We start from the raw sequence: 2,373 nt of genomic DNA, 5'->3' as shown, positions 1-2,373 counted from the left end.
CTACGCCCACCTGCTGTTCGCCCTGGTCTGGGTCGGCCACAACTACGCCAACTTCATCCAGAATCCCAGGTTCGTGCCGCTGCAGAACGGCATCGACACGGCGACGCTGAACCGCGACCTGGAACAGCGGATGAAGCGCGAGCACGGCATCTTCCGCTACGCCTCGCTGGTGGTCTGGCTCTCCGGCCTGCTGATGCTCTGGCAGCGCGGCTGGCTGGAAGATGCCCTGCTGTTGCAGGGCCCGCTGGCGGTGATCGGCCTGGGCGCCTGGATCGGCACCCTGATGCTGCTCAACCTGTGGCTGGTGCTCTGGCCGCACCAGAAGAAGCTGCTGGGTTTCGTTCCGGCCAGCCTGGAGGAGCGCGTACGCTGCTCGCGGATCACCTTCCTCTCGTCGCGCAGCAACACCATCCTGTCGATGCCCCTGCTGTTCCTGATGGCGGCCGGCGGCCATGGCCTGCAGCTGTTTTCCTGAGGACCGCCCGGCGGCCCGCGGCGGCGAACGCTACAACTTCGCCGCCGGCCCGGCGATGCTGCCGCCGACGGTGCTCGCACAGATCCAGGACGAGCTGCCGAACTGGCAAGGCAGCGGCCTGTCCGTGCTGGAGCAGCCGTTCACCGGCGCACCGTTCAAGGACCTGATGCAGCAGGCCGAGCAGGACCTGCGCGCGCTGCTGGCGCTACCGCCGAACTACCGGGTGCTGTTCCTGCACGGCGGCGCCTCCTGCCAGTTCGCCCTGCTGCCGTTGAACCTGCTCGCCCCGGGCCAGTCGGCCGACTACCTGGAAAGCGGCCACTGGGCGAGCAAGGCGATCGCCGAGGCCCGCCGCCACACGCCGCTGAACATCATCGCCAGCGGCCGGGACAACGGCTTCACGGCGCTTCCCGAGCCCGGCGAATGGCGCCTGGACCCGCGCGCCGGCTACTGCCACGTCACCAGCAACGAGACCGCCAACGGCCTGCAACTTCAGCATTTTCCGGCGATCCAGGCGCCGTTGGTGGCGGACATGACCTCGGACTTCCTCACCCGTCCGCTGCCGGTCGAGCGCTTCGGCCTGATCTACGCCAGCGCGCAGAAGAACCTCGGGGTCGCCGGCCTGTGCCTGCTGATCGTCCGCGACGACCTGCTCGGGCCGCCGCGCGCCGGGCTACCGTCGCCGTTCAGCTATGCGCTGCAAGCCGAGCAGCAGAGCCGCCTGTGCACCCCGCCGACGTTCGCCCTGTACTGCGCCGCGCTGATGCTGCGCTGGATCGGCCAGCAGGGCGGGCTGGCGGCCATGGCCCGTGCCGGCCGGGCGAAGAGCCAGCTGCTCTATCGCGCCGTCGATGCCAGCGGTTTCTACCACTGCCGCCAGCGCGTGGCGGATCGCTCGACCGTCAACGTGTGCTTCCAGCTGCGCGACGCGCGCCTGCTGCCGCAGTTCCTCGCCGAGGCGCAGCGGGCCGGGCTGTACCACCTGCAAGGCCATGGCGCGGTCGGCGGGGTCCGCGCCAGCCTGTACAACGCCATGCCGCTGGCCGGGGTCGAGCGCCTGCTGGGGTTCATGCACGACTTCGAACGCCGCCATGGCTGAGCCGCTGCGCCGCCTCGGCCAGCAGCTGGCCCTGCGCCTGGCCTGCCTCAGCGCGCGCTGCCTGACGGCGCCCGCCAGCCCGCGGCCGGTCGAGGTGATGGGCCTGCGCTTCGCCTCGCCGCTGGGCATCGCCGCCGGCTTCGACCGCCAGGGCCGGCTCGGCCGACGGGCCGGTGCGCTGGGCTTCGCTTGCAACGAGGTCGGCAGCCTCGCGCTCGCCGCGACGAGCCAGCTGTCGGCGCGGGCGCTCGGGCCCGGGACGGCGCGCCTGGGGCTCAACCTGAGCATCACCGCGGACCTGTCCCTGGCGGCATTGCGCGCCGGCCTGGCCCACGCCTGGCCCCTGGCCGACTACCTGATGCTCAACCTGATCGGCCCGGCCAGCGCGGCGCTGCTCGGCGCCGAGCAGCGCCCGCGACTGCGCCAACTGCTGGCCGCGGCGCGGACCGAGCAGCAGCGGCTCAACGCCTGCGGGCGCCGGGTGCCGCTGGCGGTCAAACTGCGCTGCCTGCCCGGCCAGGTGCCGCTGGCCTTGGCCGAACTGCTGCTGGAGCTGGGCTACGACGGCCTGCTCGCCGCCCACGACCCGGGGCCGCCGGCAACCCGTCAGCGCTATCAGGCCTGGCAGGACCCCAGCCGGCAGGTGCAGGCCTGCGCGCAGATCGAGCAGTTGCGCCGGCTGTGCGGCGGGCAGATGGCGCTGCTGTCGGTCGGTGGCATCCAGACCCCTGCACACCTCGATGCCCGGCTCGCCGCCGGGGCCGAGCTGGTGCAGGTGCACAGCGTCCTGCTGCATTCC

General features: G+C 72.1%; 3 protein-coding genes. All 3 read left to right on the top strand.

All coding sequences use genetic code 11. The features are described from left to right. Positions 1–475: urate hydroxylase PuuD (locus tag V6M57_RS14515; RefSeq protein ID WP_332815710.1), on the top strand; the 475-nt coding region annotated here is incomplete at its 5' end. Further along, complete coding sequence (serC, locus tag V6M57_RS14510; protein WP_332815709.1) at positions 453–1,574, top strand: 3-phosphoserine/phosphohydroxythreonine transaminase; 1,122 nt, start codon at positions 453–455, stop codon at positions 1,572–1,574. The genes V6M57_RS14515 and serC, both read left to right, overlap by 23 nt. Continuing rightward, positions 1,567–2,373 (top strand): hypothetical protein (locus V6M57_RS14505; protein WP_332815708.1); only part of this gene is annotated, 807 nt, incomplete at its 3' end. The genes serC and V6M57_RS14505, both read left to right, overlap by 8 nt.

The sequence above is a fragment of the Ramlibacter sp. genome, assembly GCF_036676645.1.
Classification (GTDB): Bacteria; Pseudomonadota; Gammaproteobacteria; order Burkholderiales; family Burkholderiaceae_C; genus Ramlibacter.
The sequence above is the reverse complement of the archived record's forward strand: the minus strand, read 5'-3'. Positions and strand labels throughout refer to the sequence as shown.

Excerpts from the sequence above, each read along its gene's own strand:
- serC (WP_332815709.1), top strand. The coding sequence starts at position 453 with ATGGCCTGCAGCTGTTTTCCTGAGGACCGCCCGGCGGCCCGCGGCGGC.